The 23,088-nt window shown below is 65.7% G+C and carries 22 protein-coding genes and 1 tRNA gene; 12 read left to right on the top strand and 11 right to left on the bottom strand.

The window, feature by feature from the left end:
* Positions 1 to 46 precede the first annotated feature (46 nt).
* The 5 genes from UB43_RS26130 to UB43_RS26110 all read right to left on the bottom strand — a co-directional run bounded on the left by UB43_RS26130 (position 47) and on the right by UB43_RS26110 (position 4,569).
* Positions 47 to 343 (bottom strand): DUF6482 family protein, encoded by a 297-nt coding sequence (locus tag UB43_RS26130; RefSeq protein WP_045217224.1) that lies wholly within the window; start codon positions 341 to 343, stop codon positions 47 to 49.
* A gap of 126 nt (positions 344 to 469) precedes the next feature.
* On the bottom strand, positions 470 to 964 hold the full coding sequence (locus tag UB43_RS26125) for a TIGR00645 family protein (RefSeq protein ID WP_017521628.1): 495 nt from the start codon (positions 962 to 964) through the stop codon (positions 470 to 472).
* Between the two features lie 189 nt (positions 965 to 1,153).
* Positions 1,154 to 1,495: a hypothetical protein gene (locus tag UB43_RS26120; protein ID WP_024763074.1), complete on the bottom strand. Its 342-nt coding sequence runs from the start codon at positions 1,493 to 1,495 to the stop codon at positions 1,154 to 1,156.
* Positions 1,496 to 1,641: 146 nt separating this feature from the next.
* Entirely contained in the window at positions 1,642 to 4,149 is a 2,508-nt protein-coding gene (locus tag UB43_RS26115; protein ID WP_045217221.1) for a Lon protease family protein, read from the bottom strand.
* Positions 4,150 to 4,245: 96 nt separating this feature from the next.
* A complete protein-coding gene (locus UB43_RS26110; protein WP_045217219.1) occupies positions 4,246 to 4,569 on the bottom strand; it encodes a TraR/DksA family transcriptional regulator in 324 nt (107 codons plus the stop codon).
* 231 nt (positions 4,570 to 4,800) lie between these two features.
* Between UB43_RS26110 and UB43_RS26105 the strand changes: the two genes are divergently transcribed.
* Positions 4,801 to 5,289 carry a DUF3015 domain-containing protein gene (locus UB43_RS26105; protein WP_038803701.1) on the top strand — a complete coding sequence of 163 codons (489 nt, stop codon included), beginning with the start codon at positions 4,801 to 4,803 and terminating at the stop codon, positions 5,287 to 5,289.
* 62 nt (positions 5,290 to 5,351) lie between these two features.
* On the top strand, positions 5,352 to 7,217 hold the full coding sequence (locus UB43_RS26100; RefSeq protein ID WP_045217216.1) for a DUF4105 domain-containing protein: 1,866 nt from the start codon (positions 5,352 to 5,354) through the stop codon (positions 7,215 to 7,217).
* Positions 7,218 to 7,265: 48 nt separating this feature from the next.
* Here the strand turns inward: UB43_RS26100 and UB43_RS26095 are convergent, their stop codons facing one another.
* The 4 genes from UB43_RS26095 to rtcR are packed head-to-tail and all read right to left on the bottom strand — an operon-like array spanning position 7,266 to position 11,467.
* Positions 7,266 to 8,321 carry a hypothetical protein gene (locus UB43_RS26095; RefSeq protein ID WP_045217214.1) on the bottom strand — a complete coding sequence of 352 codons (1,056 nt, stop codon included), beginning with the start codon at positions 8,319 to 8,321 and terminating at the stop codon, positions 7,266 to 7,268.
* Positions 8,318 to 9,259 carry an SMI1/KNR4 family protein gene (locus UB43_RS26090; RefSeq protein ID WP_177329819.1) on the bottom strand — a complete coding sequence of 314 codons (942 nt, stop codon included), beginning with the start codon at positions 9,257 to 9,259 and terminating at the stop codon, positions 8,318 to 8,320. Before UB43_RS26090 ends, UB43_RS26095 begins: the two co-directional genes overlap by 4 nt.
* Entirely contained in the window at positions 9,252 to 9,821 is a 570-nt protein-coding gene (locus tag UB43_RS26085) for an NADAR family protein (RefSeq protein ID WP_045217212.1), read from the bottom strand. Before UB43_RS26085 ends, UB43_RS26090 begins: the two co-directional genes overlap by 8 nt.
* Positions 9,822 to 9,856: 35 nt before the next feature.
* Positions 9,857 to 11,467, bottom strand: coding sequence for an RNA repair transcriptional activator RtcR (rtcR, locus tag UB43_RS26080; protein ID WP_045217209.1), 1,611 nt, complete (start codon positions 11,465 to 11,467; stop codon positions 9,857 to 9,859).
* Between the two features lie 285 nt (positions 11,468 to 11,752).
* On the opposite strand from rtcR, the gene UB43_RS26075 reads away from it, so the two are divergent.
* The 9 genes from UB43_RS26075 (at position 11,753) to UB43_RS26030 (ending at position 19,000) form a co-directional block, all read left to right on the top strand.
* Positions 11,753 to 11,824: transfer RNA gene (locus UB43_RS26075), tRNA-Ser, on the top strand.
* A gap of 350 nt (positions 11,825 to 12,174) precedes the next feature.
* Positions 12,175 to 13,317 carry a slipin family protein gene (locus tag UB43_RS26065; RefSeq protein WP_045217206.1) on the top strand — a complete coding sequence of 381 codons (1,143 nt, stop codon included), beginning with the start codon at positions 12,175 to 12,177 and terminating at the stop codon, positions 13,315 to 13,317.
* Between the two features lie 31 nt (positions 13,318 to 13,348).
* The gene (locus UB43_RS26060) at positions 13,349 to 13,747 is read left to right on the top strand and encodes a zinc-ribbon domain containing protein (protein ID WP_045217204.1); all 399 of its coding nucleotides are present in this window, start codon (positions 13,349 to 13,351) and stop codon (positions 13,745 to 13,747) included.
* Positions 13,744 to 14,964 carry an RtcB family protein gene (locus UB43_RS26055; RefSeq protein WP_045217201.1) on the top strand — a complete coding sequence of 407 codons (1,221 nt, stop codon included), beginning with the start codon at positions 13,744 to 13,746 and terminating at the stop codon, positions 14,962 to 14,964. The genes UB43_RS26060 and UB43_RS26055 overlap by 4 nt, the downstream gene beginning before the upstream one ends.
* A 9-nt stretch (positions 14,965 to 14,973) precedes the next feature.
* Positions 14,974 to 15,552 (top strand): hypothetical protein, encoded by a 579-nt coding sequence (locus UB43_RS26050; protein ID WP_045217198.1) that lies wholly within the window; start codon positions 14,974 to 14,976, stop codon positions 15,550 to 15,552.
* Between the two features lie 22 nt (positions 15,553 to 15,574).
* Positions 15,575 to 16,375 (top strand): nucleotidyltransferase domain-containing protein, encoded by an 801-nt coding sequence (locus tag UB43_RS26045; protein ID WP_045217196.1) that lies wholly within the window; start codon positions 15,575 to 15,577, stop codon positions 16,373 to 16,375.
* Entirely contained in the window at positions 16,372 to 17,397 is a 1,026-nt protein-coding gene (gene rtcA / locus UB43_RS26040; RefSeq protein WP_045217193.1) for an RNA 3'-terminal phosphate cyclase, read from the top strand. Before UB43_RS26045 ends, rtcA begins: the two co-directional genes overlap by 4 nt.
* 87 nt (positions 17,398 to 17,484) lie before the next feature.
* Positions 17,485 to 17,844, top strand: a complete 360-nt coding sequence (locus tag UB43_RS26035) for a hypothetical protein (protein WP_045217190.1) — start codon at positions 17,485 to 17,487, stop codon at positions 17,842 to 17,844.
* Between the two features lie 124 nt (positions 17,845 to 17,968).
* Positions 17,969 to 19,000: a cytochrome-c peroxidase gene (locus UB43_RS26030; RefSeq protein WP_045217187.1), complete on the top strand. Its 1,032-nt coding sequence runs from the start codon at positions 17,969 to 17,971 to the stop codon at positions 18,998 to 19,000.
* Between the two features lie 180 nt (positions 19,001 to 19,180).
* Here UB43_RS26030 and gdhA read toward each other — a convergent pair whose 3' ends face one another.
* Positions 19,181 to 20,515: an NADP-specific glutamate dehydrogenase gene (gdhA, locus tag UB43_RS26025; RefSeq protein WP_045217184.1), complete on the bottom strand. Its 1,335-nt coding sequence runs from the start codon at positions 20,513 to 20,515 to the stop codon at positions 19,181 to 19,183.
* A 215-nt stretch (positions 20,516 to 20,730) separates the two neighbouring features.
* On the opposite strand from gdhA, the gene UB43_RS26020 reads away from it, so the two are divergent.
* Positions 20,731 to 21,027: a hypothetical protein gene (locus UB43_RS26020; RefSeq protein ID WP_256205357.1), complete on the top strand. Its 297-nt coding sequence runs from the start codon at positions 20,731 to 20,733 to the stop codon at positions 21,025 to 21,027.
* A 56-nt stretch (positions 21,028 to 21,083) separates the two neighbouring features.
* Here UB43_RS26020 and ettA read toward each other — a convergent pair whose 3' ends face one another.
* A complete protein-coding gene (gene ettA, locus UB43_RS26015) occupies positions 21,084 to 22,748 on the bottom strand; it encodes an energy-dependent translational throttle protein EttA (RefSeq protein ID WP_045217183.1) in 1,665 nt (554 codons plus the stop codon).
* Between the last annotated feature and the right edge of the window lie 340 nt (positions 22,749 to 23,088).

Genomic DNA, 23,088 nt, shown 5'->3' with positions numbered 1-23,088 from the left:
GCCTCCCCCACCGCGCGAGCCTCGCGCAGCACGCCACGCAACAGCCTCAGTGCAACGGGATGGTCACGCCGGCGCCGATGTCGCGCTCGTCGTCCATGCCGCACATCTCGTCATGCACCACCGCGTGCACCAGATGGAACGGGACATTGGGCAGCGCCTTGAGCACCTCCCGCGCATGGGCGACCGAACGCACGCTGATGACGTGCCCGGCCTCGTCCTGGACCGGATAGAAGCGCGCGCCCATGCGTGCCTCCAGCACGTAGATATCGCCTTCGAGCGACACCAGGTTGATCTCGTCGATGTCGCCGGCGACGGAACGGCTGGTCAGTTCCTGCAGATTCATGTGCTGCACCTCCTGCGGATTGATCCACGCCAAAAGTCTTGACCAGCTGGCGCCTACCGCAAGCCGAAAACGCAACCGCCCGTCCGTTTTGCAACGGCCGGGCGGCGAGGATGAAGCCGTAAAGCCTCAGTGGTCGTGGCGCGTGGCCTTGTCCAGGTAGCCCATGGCGAAGGCCGAGAGGACAAAGGTGAGGTGCATGATCACGTACCACATCAGCTTGTTGTCTTCGATGTTCTTGGCGTCCATGAAGATGCGCAGCAGGTGGATCGAGGAGATCGCCACGATGGAGGCGGCCACCTTGTTCTTCAGCGAACTGGCGTCCATCTTGCCGAGCCAGCTGAGCTTTTCCTTGCCTTCATCGATGTCCAGCTGCGACACGAAGTTCTCGTAGCCGGAGAACATCACCATCACCAGCAGGCCGCCGACCAGCGCCATGTCGATCAGCGACAGCAGCACCAGGATCAGGTCCGCCTCGGCGATGCTGAAGATGCTGGGCAGGATGTGGAAGATTTCCTGGAAGAATTTGATGGTCAGCGCCAGCAGGGCCAGCGACAGGCCGATGTAGATCGGCGCCAGCAGCCAGCGCGCGGCGTACAGGGAGTTTTCGACGAATCGTTCCATGGTGCTCGCAGGTGAAATCCAGGGAAAAATGGGCCGCGGCAGTATAGCGGATGGCTTTTGCGAGTTACCCCGGCTTTCTATGGATAAATATGTCTGTGGATAAATAGGCGGGCAGCCACGGTATGAAACCGTAGCAACCAGGCGCCCCACGGGCTTCAGCGGATTGTGCAGGGCCTGCGCAACCAGCCGTCAACCTTCGGGGCGGAACTGGAAATTGCCGACATGGCGCGAGCGCTCGCCGTTCAGGCGGCGCAGTTCGCCCTGCAGGTGCAACTGCCAGATGGGGGGATCGTCTGCCACGATGTAGCCCTGCTGGGCCAGGCAGTCGGAAATCGCCTCAAGTACGCCTTCGGCCACGAAAGGCCCGCAGAACGGGCCCTGCGCCTTGATGGCGGTGGGCTGCGCGCCGGACATGCCGGCAGCGCACAGCAAGGTCCAGAGTCCATTCTCTCCGGCCAGCGGCCTGATCTCGCACTCGATGCGCGTGGTCAGCCCCAGACAGGGGCGGATAAGGCAGAGGTTACGCGGCATGGCGGCACCCTCGCGGTTGTCCTGAGATTGAGACTACACCCAGGTTCCGACACGCGAAAGTGCGGATTTATCCGGCTATCTTGCGGGCAACGGCGTGAAAATGGCGCCGGTGGAATGCCCCGGCCGGCGCCTTGCCCTGACCGTGTTCAGTCGGCGTCTTTCTTCCTGCGGGCGCGCTCTTTCTCCACAGGAGCCTTGTCCGCCGGCATCTTTTCCGCCTTCGGCTTGCTGGCGGGCTTGGCGGCTGCGGGCTCCTTGGCGATTTTTTCCTTCTCTTCCTCGTCCATGCCCAGCTCGGAGATTTCCTTCAGGCGCTCGACGACACGGGCGTTGACGCTGCCCTTGGGGAAGTGTCCCTTGGCATCCGGCGCACCGGCCGGCTCGCCGACCAGCAGGCTCAGCGCCTCGTCGGCCTGGCGCACGGCGTAGATGTGGAACTGGCCGTTGCGCACCGCCTGCAGCACGCGCTCGTCGAGCATCAGGGTGGCGACGTTGGCGCGCGGGATGATGACCCCCTGCTCGCCCGTCAGGCCACGGGCCTCGCAGAGGCGGAAGAAGCCTTCGATCTTCTCGTTGACCCCGCCGACCGCCTGCACTTCGCCGAACTGGTTGATCGACCCGGTGATGGCGAAGCATTGGCGCAGCGGCGTGCGCGACAGGGCGGAGATCAGCGTGCAGACCTCGCCCAGCGAGGCGCTGTCGCCGTCCACGTAGCCGTAGGACTGCTCCAGGGCGATGCTCGCGGAAATCTCCAGGGGGAATTCCTGGGCGTAGCGGCTGCCGAGGTAGCCGGTGAGGATCATCACGCCCTTGGAGTGGATCGGCTGGCCGAGGTTGACCTCGCGCTCGATGTCGACGATGCCGCTGCCGCCCGGATAGACGGTGGCGGAGATGCGCGCCGGCATGCCGAAGGCGGAGTCGCCGACTTCCAGCACGGTCAGACCGTTGCACTTGCCCACCGCGGCGCCTTCGCTGTCGATCAGGATGATGCCGGCGAGGATGTCGTCGAGAATCCGCGCCGACACGCGGCCGGTGCGGGTTTCCTTGGCCTTCAGGGCGCGCTCGATGTGGCCCAGGTCGGTCACTTCCTGGCCGGCCAGCTGGCGGATGAAGTCCGCTTCGCTGACCAGCTGGAACAGGTCGCCGATGCGCGCCGAAAGACGGCCCTGGTGTTCGGCCAGGCGGGCGCTGTAGGTCGCCAGCCGCGCCACGGCTTCACGGGTGAGCGGCGCCAGGCCCTCTTCCGAGGTGCGGGTCTTGAGCAACTGGGCGAACTGCTCGAGGCTGTCCTCGGCGAGCGGGATGTCCTCGTCGAAGTCCACCAGCACGCGGAACATCTCCTGGAAGTCCGGGTCGAGGTCCTGCAGCGTGTAGTAGATCTGCCGCGAGCCGATGATGATCACCTTGATGTTCAACGGGATCACCTGGGGCGTCAGGCTCATGGCGGTCAGCCGGCCGAGCTCGGCCAAGGGCGATTCCATCTTCAGCTGGCGCGACTGCAGCGCGCGCTTGAGGGCGTCCCAGACGAACGGCTCGCTCAGCAGCTTTTCCGCCTCCAGCACCAGGAAGCCGCCGTTGGCGCGGTGCAGCGCACCGGGGCGCAGCTGGCGGTAGCTGGTGTAGAGCGCGCCCTGGTCGGAGGCATACTCGATACGGCCGAACAGGTTGTCATAGGTCGGGTGCGACTCGAACACCACCGGCGCGCCGCTGGTGGCGTGGTGGCCGATTGCCTGGTTCGGCGCGTACTGCTCCTCCAGGCCCTGCTTGCGCTGCGGGTCGGTGCGCTCGGCATCCACCAGCTGGTCGACCACGGTCTTCAGCAGGTTGAGCTGCATGGCCTGCAGGTAGGCGCTGACCCCGGAGTTGTTGTTGTACTTTTCCACCAGCGGCGCCAGCAGCGGCTGCAGCGCCAGGGTGATGGTTTCCTCGTTGAGCTGGCGCAGTTGGTTGCTCGACTCGCGCTTCCACTGCGGCAGGCTGGAAAGCTCCTCGTTGAGGTGCTCCTCCAGGTCGGCGATGTCGGCATGGAAGCGCTCGCGCTCCTCCTCCGGCAACTGGGCGAACTCGGCCTCATCCAGGGCCTTGCCGTCCTTCATCGGGGTGAAGGCGATGTTGGAGCTGTCGCGGTACAGGGCGACTTCCTTATCCAGCGCCAGGCGCTCGACGGTGTCCAGGGCCTTGTCGTAGCGCTGGTTGAAGGCGCGGTCGATGGCGCTCTTCTTCTGCTGGTAGGCCGGGTTCTCGAACACCGAGGGGAAGGTGGACAGCAGGTTGTCGATCAGGTGGTCGATATCGGTGCCGAATTCGGCGGCGCTGCCCGGCGGCAGCTCGATCACGCGCGGCTCGCGCGAATCGTCGAAATTGTTGACGTAGACCCAGTCGGCCGGCGTCGGCAGGCGCTTGCCCTCGGCCTTCAGATAGCGCTGCACGAAAGAGAAGCGGCCGGTGCCCGGCTCGCCCATGACGAACACGTTGTAACCCGGACGCGGCATTGCCACGCCGAACTGCAGCGCCTCGACCGCGCGCTCCTGTCCGAGCACGCCCAGGAAAGGCTCCAGTTCTTCGGTGGTCTTGAAGGGAAACTGTTCGGGGGTGAAGGGGCGGGTCAGTTCATCGGGCGCCAGGCGCAGGCCGGCAGCAACGGAATCGGGCATTGGAGGTCCTTGCTTCGGGCGGCGCGAGGCCGCGGAGATTCGTCCGCATTCTCGCGCCGCCCGCGCGCCACTGGCAAGGCAGTATTGGTGACAGTTTCAGTCCACCGCATCGGCGCAACGCAGGCAGTGCTCGGCGGCCGGCAGCGCGCGCAGGCGGCGCTCCTCGATGGCCTCGCCGCAACGCGCGCACTCGCCGTAGGTGCCATCAGCCAGGCGCAGGCGCGCCAGGCCCACCAGGCGCATGCCCGCGTCCGCTTCGGCGAGCAGGGCGCGCAACACGTCGTCGTTCTGCCGCTGCTGGGCCTGCTCGGCGAAGTCCGGCGAATGGCTGCGACCGAGGTCGCGGCGAATAGCTTCGGCGCGTTTGGAATACTCGGCCGCCAACTGGTCCAACGCTGGCCGTGGATCGAAATCGACCATGACTACTTCCTCGCAAGGGGAACTGATTGAAGTGTGGTCGGTTCCAAGACTTCCGCCGCTGATGCCGATCAACTGCCGGTCATCCAGCCGCTCCCGGCCGGGTTCGGCCATACTGGCTGCGGCAGCGGTTGCCTTGACACCCGCAAGGCATTGGAGAAAAGCTCTGACCAGGCGCTGTTTTGCTGTCAGCGACTGTTCAACGGTCCCCGACCTCAAAAAGAGAGAAAAACGATGAAAAGGATTCTGCTCGGTACCCTCCTCGCCACCGCCTCCCTGAGCGCCCTCGCCGACGCACCCGGCAGCGACGGCTGCGGCTGGGGCAACATGCTGTTCAAGGGCCAGCGCGGCACCGCCACCCACGTTCTGGCAGCCACCACCAACGGCACCAGCGGCAACAACACCTTCGGCATGACCACCGGCACCAACGGCTGCCACACCAACGGCGCGCTGACCTACGGCGGCAAGCCGATGATCGTGCTCAGCAGCATGATGGACGAGCTCTCCGAAGACATGGCCAAGGGTGACGGCGAAGCGCTGACCACCTACGCCGTGGTGCTGGGCGTGAAGCCCGAGGACCGTGCGCACTTCGCCCAGGTCACCCACGAGCACTTCGCGCAGATCTTCAACAAGTCCGACGTTACCGCCGAGGACGTCTATGCCAACACCCAGGCCGTCCTGAAGCAGGACAGCACCCTGGCCAAGTACGCCGAACAGGCCTGATGGCCAACGCGAGCCCGCCGCCTCCCGGCGGGCTCATCCTTCCCCTCCAGCAAGTCCACTCGATGCTCAAACGCCTGTTGCCCTGGATGGCGCTGTGCGCCTGCACCCCACTGCTGGCTTCGCCGGCGATCGCCCCACAACGCTTGCAGAGCCTGGCCGACGAGCCCTACTGGCTGGCCCTGGGGCACTACGAACACGCCAAGCTCGGTGGCTGGCGCAGCTTCGTCGACGACCCGAAGTTCTTCCTCGCCAAGGACGGAGACCGCCATCCGGAATCCGAACTGGCCGCCACCGTGAAGGCCCTCTACGCCCCGGCGAGCCTCGGCGACAAACACGCCCAGTGCGTCTACCCGGCGCGCACCCGCTGGCTGCGCCAGCAGTTGCAGCTCGATGACCTGCCGACGGTGGAGTGCAAGGAGTTCACCACCTGGTACCAGGACATCAACCCGCACAGCGCCGTGCTGGTGTTCCCGGCCGCCTACCTGAACAGCCCGTCCTCGATGTTCGGCCACACCCTGCTGCGCATCGACCAGGCCGACGTCGACTCCGACAACACCGCCCTGCTCAGCTACGCGCTCAACTTCGGCGCCTACATCGAGGGCATGGACAACAGCATCCTCTACGCCTGGAAGGGCCTGATGGGCGGCTACCCCGGCCTGTTCGCCCTGGTGCCCTACCGCGAGAAGCTCTCCGAATACAGCCGACTGGAGAACCGCGACCTCTGGGAATACCGCCTGAACCTCACGCCGGAAGAAACCGCGCGCATGGTCGAGCACGTCTGGGAGCTGAAGCAGATCCGCTTCAAGTACTACTTCTTCGACGAGAACTGCTCCTTCCGCCTGCTCGAACTGCTGGAGATCGCCCGCCCCGGCACCGAGCTCACCGACCACTTCCCGATCACCGCCATCCCCACCGACACGGTGCGCGCGGTGAAGGACGCCGGGCTGATCGACCGCGTGGACTATCGCCCCTCCCGCGAGCGCGAACTGCTGGCCCGCGGCGAACCGCTGAGCCACGACGAGAAAGTGCTGGCCCGCCACATCGCCGACGACGACAGCCAGCTGCAGAGCCCCGCGTTCGCCGCCCTGCCCGCCGACCGCCAGGCGCTGGTGCAGGACACCGCCTTCCGCCTGGTGCGCTACCGCGCCACCGGCCAGGAGCGCGACCAGTCCACCGCCTCGCGCAGCTACAACCTGCTCAAGGCGATCAACCGCAACCCGCCGCCGGCACTGGAGGTGGAACGCCCCGGCCAGCCGGAGAACGGCCACGAATCGCGCACCTGGCAGATTGGCGCCGGCAGCCGCGACGGCGAAGCCTTCGCCCAGTACGGCCTGCGCATGGCCTACCACGACCTCGACGACAACGCCTACGGCTTCCCCCTCGGCGCGCAGATCGAGATCGGCCAGCTCAAGCTGCGCCAGTACGAAGGCAACCGCTGGCAGCTGCAGCAACTGGACCTGGTCACCATCCGCTCGATGACGCCACGCAACGAGCTGCTGAAGCCGCTGTCCTGGCAGGTCGCCGGCGGCTGGGAACGGGTGATCGGCAAGCACAGCGACAACGACCACGACACCCTGGTCGGCCACCTCAATGGCGGCGCCGGCGGCAGCTGGAAGCTGACCGACGACCTGCAGGCCTACGCCCTCGGCACCGCGCGCATCGAGAACAACCAGGACTTCGCCGCCACCATCGCCCCGGCCATGGGCTTCGATACCGGCGTACTGTGGAGCAACCCGCTGGGCAACCTCAGCCTGGAAGGCAAGGGCGACTACTTCCACAACGGCGAAGTGCGTCGCACCCTGAGCTTCGGCCAGCAGGTGGAACTGGGCCGCAACCTCGGCCTGCGCCTGTCAGCCCAGCGCGAGTTCAGCCATGAAGCCAGCCCGCGCAACGAAGTGATGCTGGAGCTGCGCTGGTACCACTACTGACCGGGGAAGGCGCGCTGCGGCCAATGCCACGGTGCGCCTTTGCCGGCGTCACTGCAGATAGGCCGCCACTTCTTCCGCGCTGAGGAAACGCACCAGCTCCACCGACGGCTGATGCGCGTCATGCAGCCGGTCGGCGAAGCCCGACCAGGAGCGCGACACTCCCTCTGCGGTATCCAGCGCAATCAGCACGCAGCGGCCGTGCTTGCGGCTATTGCTGCGCAGCGGCGCCTCGCCCCATGCCCATGCCAGGCTGTTGACCATCTCGCCCTTCTCGAAGGCGAAGGCCTGCAGCCACAGGTACTGCGCACTGTCTTCCCTGGGTACTTCGGCTGCCAAAACCGGTGCTGCTACCTGTAACCCGAGCCGCTCGCCGTGGGCGGCCAGCAGCGGCTGAAGCAGGGAGAACGCATGGAAATTACAGTTGATGCCCTGCGCACTCACCACCAGACCACTGCGCGTCGCGGGCAGGACCACCACCAGCTCGTCTTCGTAGGTCAGCGCCGCCGCATGGTCGAGGAAATGCAGATTCTCGAAAGGCAGCGTGGTGTTGGATTTCACCATGGCGTCGATAGAGTGCAGGAGCTCGCCATGGGCCAGGAAGTCGCGGTGATTTTCCCGCGAACGCATCAGCATGGTCATCAGCGGCAGCACCAGCAGATCGACCGCCGGATGCACACTATCGACCAGCAACGACTGCGCGGGCGTCAGGCTATCGAGTCGCTCGCGGGCCTGCCGGGCAGCGGCCTGAGCTTCCTCGTCGTCCTCCAGCGCTTCGTCAGCGCAGTATGGGCGCAGCACCGCGAGCGCACGCCCCAGAACCTCGAGCACCGCGGTGAAGGCAATACGCGGGCTGGCGCCGCCTTCCACCCAACTGCCGCAGAACAGCGCCAGCAGCGACGCGCGATTGAGGTCGAGCTCGGGAAACAGCGTCGCGCACTCGGCGAGCATCTTGTCCGCGCGGGGCGTGCCCAGGGTGTCGCGGTACAGCTCGCGGACATCGGGCCGGCGGACGAAGTCCTGCGCCTCCACCCGATCCTCCGGCGTATTCACCGGCTGCCGCAGGAACTCGACCAGCGACTCCGGAAGGCCCGTCGCCAGCGTCATGCTGCGTCTCCGCCAAGCTGATATTCCGCGACGCCTTGTTCGGCAAACCACTGGATCACCGCCTCGCGCTGCATCACCCGCGCATGCACCGGCGCATTCCCACCGCCGGTCAACAGCCGGCCAAGGTCGCAACCCTGGTCGCGCAGTTGCTCCAGCAACCCGACATCGCCGCTGCGCACCGCGTGCGTCAGGGCCAGGCGTTGCAACTCAGGCTCACCGGCAATACGTCCCTGCTCCAGTGCCGCACGCCAGTCGCGTACCAGCGGCCGCAGCGAACTCTGCAGCAGCTGCGCCAGCGCTTCGCCTTCCGCACCCGAGGCGGCCAGCTCATCCAGTGCTTCGAGCAACTCCTGCCCGGCATCCGCGCCCTCGGCGAACGGGTCCTCGTCGAAGCCCAGCAGCGCAAACAGGCCATACAGGTCGTCGGCCACCCGGGTCAGTGCGTCCTCATGCAGACGCAGCGGCCAGGCTGGCGGCAATGCGCGACTCCAGGCGTAGATGGCGCCGAACTCTTCCGGCTCGACGCAGACATACACCCGCTCCAGGTACTCGAAACCACCGATGGGCAGGAAGCCCACGCGGCCATTCCATTCCTCGCCATTCTCGCCGGCAACGTCCTCGGCGCACTCCTGCTCGTGCTCCAACCAGCCCCACAGGTCGCGGTAGCCGTCACTGTCCGGGTAGAACAGCTCATTGAAGGAATAGGGATGCAGGTGGCCGTCGTAGTCCACGCACAGCTCATAATCCAGCCGACCACCGAAGGAGCAGCGCCACAGGGCGACCAGTTCGGGCGGCAGCGGGCTGCCCAGGCGTTGCTCGACCTCGGCCAGTTGAGCATCGCTGATCGGCGGCTGCGCGTCATGGATGAGGCGTCCGGCGAACCAGGCCAGGCGGTGCTCGCGCAGCAGTTGCTGCTGGGCAGTCGTCAACTCAGGCATCCTGGTCCTCCCGGCGCAGCGCATCGCGCGTACTCATGAGGGCGACACCCAGCTGGTTCAGCCCGCGCCAGCGCGCCGGGTTGCCCGCGTCAGGATGATCGACCGCCAGGCCGATGCCCCAGATGGCATCCACCGGGCTGGCCTCGACCAGCACGCGATCGCCGGTGCCCAGCAGGAACTCGCGCAGGGCCGGGTTCTGCCCGAACTTGGCATGGTTGGCGCGGGTGACGATGGCCAGCCGCTCGGCATTCCAGGCTGCATCGTCGAAGCCGCGGATCTCGCGGCCGATGGACTTCGCCTCGGCCGGCGTGCGCGCGGCGAGAATCCGTGCCAGCGCCGCCTCGTCACCGAACAGCCGGGCCTTGCCGGCCATCATGTAGTGCTCGGCGCTGGCGTAGGTCACTCCGTCGATCTCGAAGTCCACCTCGAACCACTGGCTGAAGCAGCTCTTGTCGACTTCCACGGAGTGCTTCGGGCGATGCCCCCAGAAGTACACGTACTTGAACGCTTCGCCCGCCTCGATGCGTCGACACAGCTGCTCGACACTCATCGGTTCTTCCATGATCGGCTCCTTGCCGCGACCGCAAAACGCCGATTCTAGCGCACCCCGTCGGTGATGCCGGGCCAATCCAGGCCGAAGCGCGCCAGGTACTTGCGCAGGCGGTCGGCGTCGTTGGGATTCTGCTTCTCCTGACGCGAGACAGCGAACAACTGGCGGCCGGCGTCGGACAGGCTGCGTGCCTGCCGGCAGACGTCGATCACCGCTTCCAGTTGCAGGCGGTCGAACAGGTCCAGCGCCTCGGCGCCCTCCCCCAGCAGACGATCCAGCAGGCTCTGGGCCTGGGTCGCGCCCCAGGAGCGGCGCAGCCGGCCGATCTCCTCCTCCACCAGTACCTCATCGATCCGCCCGCTGTCAGCCAGGGTCGCCATGCGCGTGATGGACGCCGACAGCTCGCGGAAGTTGCCGCTCCACAAGGCCTGCGCCGAGTTGGCGAAAGCCAGGTAGCGCGTGCGCGCCTCGCGGTTGAAGCGCACCAGGCGGCCCTGCTCGCGGGCGTGGCGCTCCAGCTCGAAATCGATGTTCGGCTCGATGTCCTCGCGGCGCCCGGCCAGCCCCGGCAGGTCGAAGGTCCAGAGGTTGATGCGGGCGAACAGGTCCTCGCGGAACAGCCCCTCGGCCACACGCTCGCGCAGGTCGCGGTGGGTGCCGGCGATCAGCTGGAAGTCGCTGCCCACTTCTCGGTCCGAGCCCAGCGGGAAGAAACGCTTCTCCTCGATGGCCTTGAGCAGCATGGCCTGCTCGTCCAGGCCCAGTTCGCCAATCTCGTCGAGGAACAGCATGCCGCCGTCCGCCGCGCGCAACAGGCCTTCGCGGGCGTTCTGTGCGCCGGTGAAGGCGCCCTTGATATGGCCGAACAGCGCGGACATGGCGCCGTCACCGCGCAAGGTCGCGCAGTTCACCTCGACGAAACGGCCCTGGAACTGGTGCCGCGCACGCTTGAGTTCGTAGACGCGACGGGCGAGGAAGGACTTGCCCGCACCGGTCGGGCCGATCAGCAGCATCGGCGCACGGGAACGCCCGGCAACCCGCTCGATCTGTTCGATGGAGCGGTTGAATTCGGCGTTGCGCGTGGCGATGCCGGACTTGAGGAAGGCCAGGCTCTCTTCCTGCTCTCGGCGGAAGCGCGTGGCGATGCGGTCGTACCGCGACAGGTCGAGGTCGATGACGGCCACCGTCCCTTCCGGCTGCCGAGCCTCGTCCTTGCGCCGCGACGGCGAGGCCTGCACCAGCCGCGCCGGCAGGTAGCGCGCTTCGGTCAGGAGGAACCAGCAGATCTGCGCGACGTGGGTCCCGGTGGTGATGTGCACCAGGTAGTCCTCGTGTTCGGTATCAAAGCTGTAGCCACCGACGAAATCGTGCAGCGCGCCGTAGACCTCCTCGAAGTCCCACGGGTTGCGCAGCGCCATGGGCTGCAGGCGCACCTCGGTCTCCGGGGAGACGAGCCGCACGTCGGCGGCAATGCGCTCGGCCAGCCCGAGATCCCGCGCGTCCAGCCCGTGGATTAGTTCCAGGCGGTCAATCAGCAGGTCCTGCTGCTGGCACAGGCCAACCGTGGGCCGCCACTTCTGCCAGCGCGCCGCGCCCTTGCCGACGCGATCCAGGGTCGAACCGAGGAAGCCGATGGCGACCGTTTTCTTGGCGTTCATTCCTTATCCATCAAGATAAATAACGATCCCAGGATATCCATAAAAACCGTTAGCGGCCAATCCAGAACATCGACAAGTCGCACTGCAAATAAAATTAAATTGTTATTTATCAATCAGTTACAAGAATCGAGGACAAACCGGAAGCAAACCTGGCACGCCCCTCGCTATATCTCACTTGACCGCATCGCTGATGCAGCCCACGGGCAGGGACTTCCACTCCCGCCGGTGCCCGAGCCCACCCCTGGTGTCGGCTTCGTGCATGCCGCTGCAGCAGTCACGGTCGATGGCGCGGTAGCTCAGCCCGGTAGAGCACTCCCCCGAGGGGAACCGTCGCAGGTTCGAATCCTGCCCGCGCCGTTCGATAGCTCAGTCCGGTAGAGCAGCCATCGAAGGAATGGCCTGTCGCGGGTTCGACTCCCGCTCGAACACTGCCCTGTCAAGGCAGCTACTCATGAACGCAACACCCCGCCGGTGGGCGACGGGACAGGCGCAGAGAGGCCAGGAAGGCCGGATACGCCAGGGACCCGAAGCCACCGCCGGCCCGCCCGGTACAAGGACCGGGCCCGCGACAAGGCAAGTGCTGGCCGATGGATTCGGCGCCATGGACAGGATGTCCGCAGCACCTGGCTCTCGCAGGCCCCCGCCTCGCCACCCGACGGGCCGGCGAACACCGGCACCCAAGGACAAGAGAAAGAAGGAAGAGAGCAATGAAACTGCTGAAGCGCTTTACCGTGAAGAAGAACGAACGCGGCCTGCTGTACTCCGAGGGCGATTTCCTGGCGATCCTCGAGCCGGGCATCCACCGCCACCTGGACCTGTACAACCGCCTGAGCGTGGAAACCTTCAGCCTGAACACCCCGCTGTTCGAGCACCGCCTGGCCGGCTACCTGCGTCAGTCGGAGCCGGCACTGGTCGAACGCTACTTCACCCGCATGGACCTGGCCGAGAACGAGGCCGGCCTGCGCTTCGAGGACGGCGTGCTGGCGGAAATCCTCGCACCGGGCAGCCGCCGGCTGTACTGGAAAGGCCAGACCGACCAGCGCCTAGAGCGCATCGACCTGAGCCAGGAGTACCGCGTGGCTCCGGCGCTTTTGCAGCAGATGCAGGGCAACCTGCGCGGCCGCAGCGTGATCGGTGTCGAAGCGCTGCTGGTGACCCTGGTGCCGGCCTACCAGGTTGGCGTGCTGAAGGTCGACGGCGCGGTGGTCGAGTTGCTGCCGGCCGGCCAGTTCGGCTTCTGGCGCTACAACCGCCAGGTGAGCGTGGAGCTGATCGATACGCGGATCCAGGCGCTGGAAGTCAGCGGCCAGGAAATCCTCACCCGCGACAAGGTGAGCCTGCGCCTGAACCTGGCCGCCAACTGGCGTTACAGCGACGTGCTGACGGCTTTTTCCAGCCTGTCCAAGCCGCTGGAGCACCTCTACCGCGAGCTGCAGTTCGGCCTGCGCGCGGCGGTGGGCACCCGCTCGCTGGATGAGCTGCTGGAGAACAAGCAGCTCATCGACGACTCGGTCAGCGCCTACCTGAAGGAGCGGCTGCCGGGCACCGGTATCGAGGTCAGCGGCCTGGGTGTGCGCGACATCATCCTGCCGGGCGAGATGAAGACCCTGCTGGCCCAGGTAGTGGAAGCGGAGAAGGCTGCGCAAGCCAACGTGATCCGTCGTCGCGAAGAAACCTCGGCGACCCGCTCGCTGCTGAACACGGCCAAGGTGATGGAGGACAACCCCACCGCCCTGCGCCTGAAGGAGTTGGAAACCCTGGAGCGGGTAGCCGAACGAATCGACCGCATCTCGGTATTCGGCGGCCTGGATCAGGTATTGAATGGACTGGTAACGCTGAAGCAGGCCTGACCAGGGCCTGCCTCGCGCAGGAGTCGGCACCATGAAGAGCAACAAGCAACGCCGCCGGGAAATTCGCCAGGCGCGCGAGCAACGCAAGGCGAAGAAGGCCATGCCAGTCAGGCAGCCTTCGAGCCAGGCCGCTCCGCCCGGCAGCGTCCCGGTCAACCGCTCGAGCCTGGCGCCCTACAACAGCTACGGCGACCCGCTGTTCGTGCGCCGCGGCTGGTACGAGGACCAGCAGTTCACCTGCCACGACTGCGGCGCCGAGCAGACCTGGACCGCCATCCAGCAAAAATGGTGGTACGAAGACTGTCAGGGACAGGTGTACTCCACGGCGATACGCTGCCGCGCCTGTCGATTGAACAAACGAATTCGCGATGGCCGGGCACAGCCCGCTGCCGGCCAACTCGCCACGCAACAGAAGGGAATCGAAACATGAACACCAAGACCTTCCAGCTGCTGGAAGTCGCCAACGGCAAACCGATCAAGCTCTGGACCCAGGGCGTGCCGGTGGAAGACGACGCCAGGCAGCAACTGATGAACACCGCGAAGATGCCCTTCATCTTCAAGCACCTGGCCGTGATGCCGGACGTGCACCTGGGCAAGGGGTCGACCATCGGCAGCGTGATTCCCACCCAGGGCGCCATCATCCCGGCCGCCGTGGGTGTGGATATCGGCTGCGGCATGATCGCCGCGCGCACCTCGCTGGTGGCCTCGGACCTGCCGGATAACCTGCACGGCCTGCGTACCGCCATCGAGAAGGCCGTGCCCCATGGCAAGACCTTCGGTCGCCGCGACCAGGGCGCCTGGGAAGACGTGCCCGGGCACGCCGACGACGCGTGGCGCGCACTGGCCGGCCGTTTCAAGGTGATCACCGACAAATACCCGAAACTGGAGAAGACCAACAACCGCAAGCACCTGGGAACCCTGGGGACCGGCAACCATTTCATCGAGGTCTGCCTCGACGAGGCCAACCGCGTCTGGTTCATGCTGCACAGCGGATCGCGCGGTGTGGGTAACGCCATCGGCAACCTGTTCATCGAACTGGCCCAGGCCGATATGCGCCAGCACATCGCCAACCTGCCGGACCGTGACCTGGCCTACTTCGAAGAAGGCAGCCAGCACTTCGACGATTACGTGGAAGCCGTGGGCTGGGCCCAGGACTTCGCCCGGCAGAACCGCGAGCTGATGATGCGCGCGGTGATCGCGGCAGCGCGGCAGGTGATCCGCAAGCCGTTCGAAGCCAGCCTGGAGGCGGTGAACTGTCACCACAACTACGTGCAGAAGGAACGCCACTTTGGCGAAGAGGTACTGGTAACGCGTAAAGGCGCGGTGTCCGCGCAGAAGGGCCAGCTCGGCATCATTCCGGGGTCGATGGGCGCCAAGAGCTTCATCGTCCGCGGCCTGGGCAACGAGGAGGCGTTCTGCTCGTGCAGCCACGGCGCCGGGCGGACCATGAGCCGCACCAAGGCCAAGAAGCTGTTCAGCGTCGAGGACCAGGTGCGCGCCACCGCCCATGTCGAGTGCCGCAAGGACAAGGACGTGATCGATGAGATCCCCATGGCCTACAAGGACATCGACGCCGTGATGGACGCCCAGCGCGAGCTGGTGGAAGTGCTGCACACCCTGCGCCAGGTGGTCTGCGTGAAAGGATGAGGTGAAGACATGCTGCAACCCATGGAAAACCGGCGCACGGAGGAGCTGCGCGCCCGCCTGGAAGAGGCGGGCTGCGTCTTCGACTTCCGCGTGCTGACGCTCGACCCGACCGCCACGCCTGGCGAGGTGGAACATCGCCAGGCGTTGCAGATGCTGTTCGAGACGATCAACGAGCGCGCACGCCTGTGGCGCCTGCAGCTGATCGCAAAGGACTCGCGCTATGCCAAGCAGCCCTGGCCGGACCTGACGCCGGAGCTGGACCAGGCCCGTCCGCAGGCGCTCACCGTCGAGGCGATACGCGAGCTGGGCCTCGACGACGGCCCACTGTGCCGCGCCTTCCGCAATCCGCCCTACGGCACCCGGCTGCAGGTGGCGGACTTCCGCGAATGGCTGCAGGCACTGCGGCTGCACCCTGACGAAGGCTTGCAGGTCCTCGACTGGGTTGGCGACGGCGATGCCGAACCCCATCGCAGCCACTGGAGCAGCTACTTCGACGACGGCAAGGAATGGTGGGGCATCTGGTGCCTCACCCTGTACAACCCGCGACGACGAACATTGTCCGCGCTGGCCGCCAGCGCGACGGATTGAGCAAGACCAAGGAATCGAATTCATGAACAAGGAAGAGCGCCACCCACTCCCCGACGCCATGCGCGAGCGAGTACTGGAGGAACTGACAAGGCTGGAGCAGGAGCGCAACGTCACCGTGCTCTACGCCTGCGAATCGGGCAGCCGCGCCTGGGGCTTCGCCTCTCCGGACAGCGACTACGACGTACGCTTCGTCTATGTGCAGCAACCGGACTGGTACCTGCGCGTGGACGAACCGCGCGACGTGCTGGAGCGCCCGCTGACCGACGAGTTGGACCTCAGCGGTTGGGAATTGCGCAAGGCGCTGCGCCTGCTGCGCAAATCCAACCCGACGCTGCTGGAGTGGCTGGACTCGCCGCTGGTGTATCGCAGCGAATCCACGGCAACCCAAGGCCTGCGCCAACTCGCACGGGACTTCTACTCGCCCGCTGCCGCACGGGCGCACTACCTGTCGATGGCGAAGAAGAACTTCCGTGGCTACCTGCAGGGCGAGGAGGTTCGCTACAAGAAGTACCTCTACGTGTTGCGCCCGCTGCTGGCAGTGCGCTGGATCGACCAGGGCCTGGGCATGCCGCCGATGGTCTTCGAGACACTGATGCAAGCAACGCTCGACGATGCCGCGCAGCGCGCCGAAGTCGAGGAACTGCTGGTGCTCAAGCGCCAGGCGGTCGAGGCCGAATACGGCCCGGCACGCCCGGCCCTGCACCGGCTGATCGAGCAAGAGCTGCAACGCGCGGAAAACCTTGGCGCACCCCGCGGCGGTTGCCACGACACGGAGCGCCTGGATCGCTTCCTGCGCGAGCAAGTGAGGAAACACGAAAGATGAAAAGGGACCTGATCGAACTCGACGGCGCCGAAGGCGGCGGGCAGATTCTGCGCAGTGCGCTGAGCCTGTCGATGATCACCGGCAAGGCGCTGCGCATCGTCAATATCCGTGGCCGGCGGTCGCGGCCGGGGCTGCTGCGCCAGCACCTGACGGCCGTGCGCGCTGCAGTGGAAATCTGCGGCGCGGCGGTGGAAGGCGACGAGCTGGGCTCGCGCAGCCTGACCTTCCGCCCCGGCGCGATTCGCGGCGGCGACTACCGCTTCGCCATCGGCAGCGCGGGCAGCGCCGTGCTGGTGCTGCAGACGTTGCTGCCGGCGCTGCTGTACGCCGATGGACCGAGCAGCCTGGCGATCAGCGGCGGCACGCACAACCCGCTGGCGCCGCCGGCGGATTTCATCGAGCGCAGCTGGTTGCCGCTGCTGCGGCGTATGGGTGCGAAGGTGGACTTCGAGCTGCTGCCCCATGGCTTCATGCCGGCCGGCGGTGGCGAACTGCGGGTACGAGTGGCACCCGGCGAGTTGCAGCCGCTGCATCTGCCGGAAGCCGGTGCCGTGCTTTCGCGTTCGGCTCGCGCCCTGCTGGCGGCCATTCCCGGTCATGTAGGGGATCGCGAATTGGAGAAGGTGAAGCGGCATCAGGATTGGCACGCCGCATCTGCCCAGGTCGTCCGCCTGCCGGAAGACCAGGGGCCGGGTAACGCCTTGCTGCTGCAGGTGGAGTGCGAGCAGTTGACCCTGGTGTTCTGCGCCTTCGGGCAGTCCGGGGTCAGCGCCGAACGCGTTGCCAGCCAGGCGCTGCGCCAGGCCGATGACTGGCGCCGCAGCGGTACCAGCGTCGAGGAGCACCTCGCCGACCAGTTGCTGCTCCCCATGGCGCTGGCCGGCGGCGGCAGCTTCACCACGCCAGTATCGAGCGATCATCTGCTGAGCAACCGCACAGTGGTCGAAGCCTTCCTGCCGGTGCGCATCGACTGCGCGCCATGGGCAACAACCGGCCAGCACATCCGTATCACGCCTGCTTGACGCTTTTCTCACCATACGCCGGATAGAGTGCCGTCCCATAACCCTACCCGGCGCGTGTGCCCGCCTCCCCGGCACACGGGAGTCTCCATGGCGCCACGCGCCGCCCTCGTCCTGCTCTGCGCCGCGCTGCTCGCCGGCTGTGAAACCACCCACGAAACCCTCATCGCCCAGGGCTATCCGCCGGCCTATGCCGATGGCTACGACGACGGTTGCGGCAGCGGTCGCCAGGCGGCCGGCGCCATCACCGGCGAATTCCGCAAGGACGTGCCGCGCTACCTGGGTGAGGCAAAGTACGCCCTGGGCTGGAACGACGGCTTCCAGCAATGCCAGGCCATGCGCGTGAGCCAGGAACGCCAGCAGTACGAAGAACAGCGCAACAGCGATCGGGACCGTGACTGGGAACAGCAGAAGGACCGCGCGCTGTCCCACGCCCTGCGCGGCAACTGACCGCTGCGGCAACCATCCGCACCTGCCCGCGGCCGCGCGCTTGATTTCGGTCAAGCCGGCCCTTCGTCCCATCGCCTCTCCTTGAACTCAGAAGAAACCAAAGCCTGAGACAAGGAGACTCCACATGCAGCCCATCAAACTGGCCCTGGGCAGCCTGCTGCTGGCCGTGAGCACGGCGGCGGCGCAAGCGAACGCCGACGTCCTGCGCGACAACGCCAACAACATCTTCAAGCCCATCCCCGAGCAGGCCAGCGACAAGCTCGACCCCAACCAGATCGAACTCGGCCGGCAGCTGTTCTTCGAGCCACGCCTGTCCGCCAGCCACGTGATCAGCTGCAACACCTGCCACAACATCGGTACCGGCGGCGCCGACAACGTGCCCGCCTCCAGCGGCCATGCCTGGCAGAAAGGCGCGCGCAACTCGCCCACCGTATTCAATGCCGTGTTCAACATCGCGCAGTTCTGGGATGGCCGCGCCAAGGACCTGGAGGAACAGGCCAAGGGCCCGGTGCAGAACCCGGTGGAGATGCACAACACGCCGAAGAACGTCGAGGCGACGCTGCGCAGCATGCCGGAGTATGTGGCCGCCTTCGAAAAGGCTTTCCCCGCCGACAAGCAGGCGGTCAGCTTCGACAACATGGCCCGTGCGCTGCAGGCCTTCGAGTCGACCCTGATCACCCCGGACTCGCGCTTCGACCTCTACCTCAAGGGTGACGACAATGCCCTCGACGCCAAGGAGAAAAAGGGCCTGCAGACCTTCATGAGCTCGGGCTGCATCAGCTGCCACAACGGCGTGAACCTGGGTGGCCAGGCGTATTTCCCGTTCGGGCTGGTGAAGAAACCGGACGGCAAGATCCTGCCCACGGGCGACAAGGGCCGCTTCGAGGTGACCAAGACACAGAACGATCAGTACGTGTTCCGCGCCGCGCCCCTGCGCAACATCGCGCTGACCGCGCCGTACTTCCACAGCGGACAGGTCTGGGACCTCGAGGAAGCGGTGGCGATCATGGGCACCGCGCAGCTGGGCAAGCAGCTCAACGCCGAGGAAGTCAGCGATATCGTCGCCTTCCTCAAGACCGCCACCGGCAAACAGCCGAAGGTGGAATACCCGCTGCTGCCGCCAAGCACGGCGACTACGCCCAAACCGGTGGATTGAGCGGATCGACGCCGAGCCTGTAGGAGCGAGCTTGCTCGCGAACAGCTCCGCGACAGCAGTGAGAGGTACGCGCCAGCTTCGAGAGGTTCGCGAGCAAGCTCGCTCCTACAAGGGCAGCCGATACAACGGCTGAAATGAAAAACGGGCCCATCGGGCCCGTTCTTCATGTTGGCGGAGCGATCAGACGACGCCCTGGGCCAGCATCGCGTCGGCGACCTTGACGAAGCCGGCGATGTTGGCGCCCTTCACGTAGTTGATCCGGCCATTCTCCTCGCCGTAGGCGACGCAGGCATGGTGGATGTTCTGCATGATGCCGTGCAGGCGCTGGTCCACTTCGCCGGCGGTCCACAGCAGGCGCATGGCGTTCTGGCTCATCTCCAGGCCGCTGGTGGCGACGCCGCCGGCATTGGAAGCCTTGCCCGGTGCGTAGAGGATGCCGGCCTCGAGGAAGATATCCACGGCCTCCAGGGTCGACGGCATGTTCGCGCCTTCGGCCACGCAGACGCAGCCGTTGGCCAGCAGGGTGCGCGCGTCGTTGGCGTCCAGTTCGTTCTGGGTGGCGCAGGGCAGCGCGATATCGCAGGCCAGCGCCCACGGACGCTCACCAGCGATGAAGCGCAGGCCGGGGCCGGTCATTTCGCTGAGACGGCCGCGACGGACGTTCTTCAGCTCCATGACGGCTTCCCACTGCTCCAGGGTCAGGCCCGCTTCGAAGAACAGGGTACCTTCGGAATCGGACAGCGAGATCACCTTGCCGCCCAGCTCCATGACCTTCTGCGCGGCGTACTGGGCCACGTTGCCGGAGCCGGAGATGGCCACGCGCTGGCCGTCAAAGCCGCTTTCGCGGGCCTTGAGCATCTCCTGGGCAAAGTACACGCAGCCGTAGCCGGTGGCTTCCGGGCGGATCAGGCTGCCGCCGTAGGACATGCCCTTGCCGGTCAGCACCGAGGTGAACTCGTTGGACAGGCGCTTGTACTGGCCGAACAGGTAGCCAATCTCGCGGGCGCCCACGCCGATGTCGCCGGCCGGCACGTCGAGGTCAGCGCCGACGTGGCGGAACAGCTCGCTCATGAACGACTGGCAGAAGCGCATGACTTCGGCGTCGCTCTTGCCCTTGGGATCGAAGTCCGAGCCGCCCTTGCCGCCGCCCATGGGCAGCGAGGTCAGGGAGTTCTTGAAGACCTGCTCGAAAGCCAGGAACTTCAGCACGCCCAGGTTCACCGAGGGGTGGAAGCGCAGGCCGCCCTTGTAAGGGCCGATGGCGCTGCTCATCTGGATGCGGAAACCGCGGTTGACCCGCACTCGTCCGGCATCATCCACCCAGGGTACGCGGAACAGGATCGCGCGTTCGGGCTCGACGATGCGTTCGACGATGCCGGCCTGCAGGTAGTGCGGATTGGCTTCGAGGAAGGGCCAGAGGGAGCGCAGCACCTCTTCCACCGCCTGGTGGAATTCGGGCTGATCGGGGTCGCGCCGCTTCAGGCGCTCGAGGAACGAGTCAACGGATTGCGTCATGTCTACACCGGTACTTTTCTGATTATGTGATGCTTTTTGCCGGCAGACTCTAACAATCCACGCCGCCCCGAGATAGTGCAGCGTGACGCTTTTATGAATCTTTATGGTGCAAAAATATAAATTCCACGCCTGCCGGACCGGCAGAAAAGCAGATTCTTGTATACAAAATCAATAGGTAGTTGCACTCAACAATTTATCCAACCAGGACGCCCACGATGCTCGCACGCCCGCTCGCGCTTCTCGCCGCCCTCACCTGCACCCTCGCCCTGCCCGCCTTCGGCGCCATGAAAATGGGCGATTTCACCGAGTCCGGCGCGCTGGTCGTGGCCGACACCTTCAGCAGCGAAGTGATCCACAAGTCGAACTTCAGCACCGACGACCTGCAGCGCATGACCCGGCAATTGGAAGAGCAGCAACGCACGCTGCAAGAGCAGGCGCGGCAAATCGACACACTGCAGCGCCAGCTGGAAGATCAGCGCCGCACCCTGGACGACCTCAAGCGCAGCCGCTGAATAAGACACAGAAATGAAAACGGGGCCCGAAGGCCCCGTTTTCAATCGGAAGCGGCTTACGCCAGCTTCTTGTAGCGCACGCGGTGCGGCTGGGAGGCCGCGTCGCCCAGACGCTTCTTGCGGTCGGCTTCGAACTCGGTGTAGTTGCCTTCGAAGAAGGTCACCTTGCCGTCGTCCTCGTAGGAGAGGATGTGGGTCGCGATGCGGTCCAGGAACCAGCGATCGTGGGAAATCACGATGGCGGCGCCGGGGAAGTCCAGCAGCGCTTCTTCCAGCGCACGCAGGGTTTCCACGTCGAGGTCGTTGGACGGTTCGTCGAGCAGCAGGACGTTGCCGCCCTGCTTCAGGGTCAGGGCCAGGTGCAGACGGCCACGCTCACCACCGGAGAGGTCCTTGACGAACTTCTGCTGGTCGCCACCCTTGAAGTTGAAGCGGCCGACGTAGCTGCGCGACGGAACTTCGTAGTTGCCGATCTTGATCTGCTCGAAGCCGTCGGAGACCTGCTCCCAGACGGTCTTGTTGCCTTCGAGCACTTCACGGCTCTGGTCGACGCTGGCGATCTGCACGGTTTCGCCGATCTCGATGGTGCCCGAGTCCGGTTGTTCCTTGCCGGTCAGCATGCGGAACAGGGTCGATTTACCCGCGCCGTTGCCGCCGATCACGCCAACGATGGCGCCCTTGGGAATGGCCAGCGACAGGTTGTCGATCAGTACGCGCTCGCCGTAGCCCTTGGTGACGTTGTGCAGCTCGATGACCTTGTCGCCCAGGCGCGGACCGGCCGGGATGTAGATCTCGTTGGTCTCGCTGCGCTTCTGGAATTCCTGCGATTGCAGTTCTTCGAAACGCTGCAGGCGAGCCTTGGATTTGGACTGACGAGCCTTGGCGCCCTGGCGTACCCACTCCAGTTCGGCCTTCATGGCCTTGGCGTGGGAGGCTTCCTGCTTGGCTTCCTGGGCCAGGCGGTTGGCCTTGGATTCCAGCCAGCCGGAGTAGTTGCCTTCGAACGGGATGCCCTGGCCACGGTCCAGCTCGAGAATCCAGCCGGCGACGTTGTCGAGGAAGTAACGGTCGTGGGTGATCGCTACCACGGTGCCCGGGAAGTCGTGGAGGAAGTGTTCCAGCCAAGCGACGGAGTCGGCGTCCAGGTGGTTGGTCGGTTCGTCCAGCAGCAGCATGTCCGGGGCGGACAGCAGCAGGCGGCACAGCGCCACGCGGCGTTTCTCGCCACCGGAGAGGTGCTCGATCTTCGCATCCCAGGCCGGCAGGCGCAGGGCGTCGGCGGCGACTTCCAGCTGACGCTCCAGGTTGTGACCGTCGGAAGCCTGGAGGATGGCCTCCAGCTTGGCCTGCTCGGCGGCCAGTGCGTCGAAGTCGGCGTCAGGCTCGGCGTAGGCGGCATAGACCTCGTCCAGGCGAGCCTGGGCGGCCTTGATCTGGCCAACGGCCTCTTCGACGATCTCGCGAACGGTGGCCTGCGGGTCGAGCTTGGGCTCCTGCGGCAGGTAGCCGACGTTGATGCCCGGCATCGGACGGGCTTCACCTTCGATCTCGGTGTCGACGCCGGCCATGATGCGCAGCAGGGTGGATTTACCCGCGCCGTTCAGGCCGAGCACGCCGATCTTGGCGCCGGGGAAGAACGACAGGGAAATGTTCTTGAGGATTTCACGCTTGGGCGGCACGACCTTGCCGACCCGGTGCATGGTGTAGACGTATTGAGCCATGGATACCTGACTTCTGGGATGAATTGTGATCGGGATGGCCGGAACGCACGATGGCAGGTTCCGGGACGCCGGCTCACTGGCCGGAGCGGCAGCGCTCGAACTCTCGCGAGCGGGCTGCCGGCGGGCGTGAACGGCCGATGGACGGCCCTTCGCGCGGGACTCTGCGGGGATGTACTTTATGCGTCGAACTTTTCGCTGCACATCACGCGCGCGTGCGGCAAAGCTACCGGAATGAACCGGGAAGGGCAAACGACGCTCGTCGGCCATACTGGCACTTCGCCGCCTTTCCGGGCATCCTAGCCTGCGCCGAATTCAGCCGTATCGCCCCAGGTCCCTAAGT

This window comes from Pseudomonas sp. 21 (assembly GCF_000955805.1).
GTDB lineage: Bacteria > Pseudomonadota > Gammaproteobacteria > Pseudomonadales > Pseudomonadaceae > Pseudomonas.
This window is presented reverse-complemented; position numbering and strand designations above follow the sequence as displayed.